1 protein-coding gene is annotated in these 1,389 nt (G+C 51.4%); it reads left to right on the forward strand.

Annotated elements, in window-relative coordinates; all coding sequences use genetic code 11:
* Positions 1 to 85 precede the first annotated feature (85 nt).
* Positions 86 to 1,117 carry an IS110 family RNA-guided transposase gene (locus FHS77_RS16055; RefSeq protein WP_184224915.1) on the forward strand — a complete coding sequence of 344 codons (1,032 nt, stop codon included), beginning with the start codon at positions 86 to 88 and terminating at the stop codon, positions 1,115 to 1,117.
* Positions 1,118 to 1,389: the final 272 nt, after the last annotated feature.

Here is a 1,389-nt window from a genome sequence, read left to right on the forward strand (position 1 = left end):
TTGATGGGGTGGAACGGCCCTTCTAACCGGCATCGAAAGTGCCTAACGTGGTCGTTGCAACACGCCACAAAGGAAGGACCGTTCCATGGATAAGATTACCACAATCGGACTTGATTTGGCCAAAGCTGTTTTCCAGGTGCATGCAATCTCTTCAGATGGCCGCGTCCTTATTCGCCGCGCATTGCGCAGATCACAAGTGCTGGAGTTCTTTCAAAGGATCGAACCTTGTCTCGTCGGGTTAGAGGCATGCGGGAGTGCGCATTATTGGGCCAACGCCATTGAAGAAATCGGTCATACCGTCCGGATAATGCCACCCATCTATGTGAAAGCTTATGTAAAGCGTAACAAAACTGACGCTGCTGATGCGGAGGCGATCTGCGAAGCCGTAACACGCCCGACAATGCGCTTTGTCCCGATCAAATCCTCTGAGCAACAAGCTGCAGGTATGATACTCAAAACACGAGAATTACTAATACGGCAGCGTAGCCAGACTGCAAATGCGATACGAGCTCATATGGCAGAGATGGGAATTATTGCGTGTAGCGGCATGACAAGTATCGCCAAACTCATTTGTATACTGCGCAACGACGAGGATGACAGAATTCCTGAAGTGGCAAGGATGGCTCTTTTGGAAATGGCTGAACAGATAGAGATGCTGACCACACGCATCGAGAAGCTTGATAAGAAAATCGTGGCGACAGTAAAAGCCGATGAGGCTGCCCGACGTTTGACCAGCATTCCCGGAGTTGGCCCCATCATTGCAGCAACCGTTCAGGCGACTATTCATGATCCTGCGGCATTCAGAACCGGTCGTGATCTCTCCGCCTGGATTGGTATTACGCCCCGAGCAAACTCCAGTGGCGGAAAGGAGCGGCTCGGCCGAATATCGAAACAGGGGAATAAGCAGTTGCGAACGCTGCTCATTGTTGGTGCAACGTCTATTCTCAAGCAAGCGCGGCGTGGCGTACCAATGCCAAAATGGGTCATCGCACTGCTGGCCCGGCGCCCATATAAGGTTGCAGCCGTTGCGTTAGCGAACAAAATAGCGCGTACGATCTGGGCGCTTCTGGTGAAAGGTGGCACGTATCAAGCACCGGACATCATGATGAAAGTATAAAGACAAGAAAGCAGAGCTTCCGGCTAAAGCAGCTGGATTACATGGCAAGGTGCCAAGCGTGATGAACCAACCGGACAAAATCCAGATATCGATCAGACCGTCTGTTGCAATGTGCCTTTGAGTACGCAAATTTGATTAGGCGATCGGCATCGCGGATATCATCATGGCCAGCGGGAATAAAGCCGCGTTAATAGGCCGGACATATGACTGCACCGTCCCATGGGGCACTAACGCAGAAATACCTTGCTATCAGGGCCGTTCCACATATGCAA

The organism is Paenochrobactrum gallinarii (assembly GCF_014205685.1).
Classification (GTDB): domain Bacteria; phylum Pseudomonadota; class Alphaproteobacteria; order Rhizobiales; family Rhizobiaceae; genus Paenochrobactrum; species Paenochrobactrum gallinarii.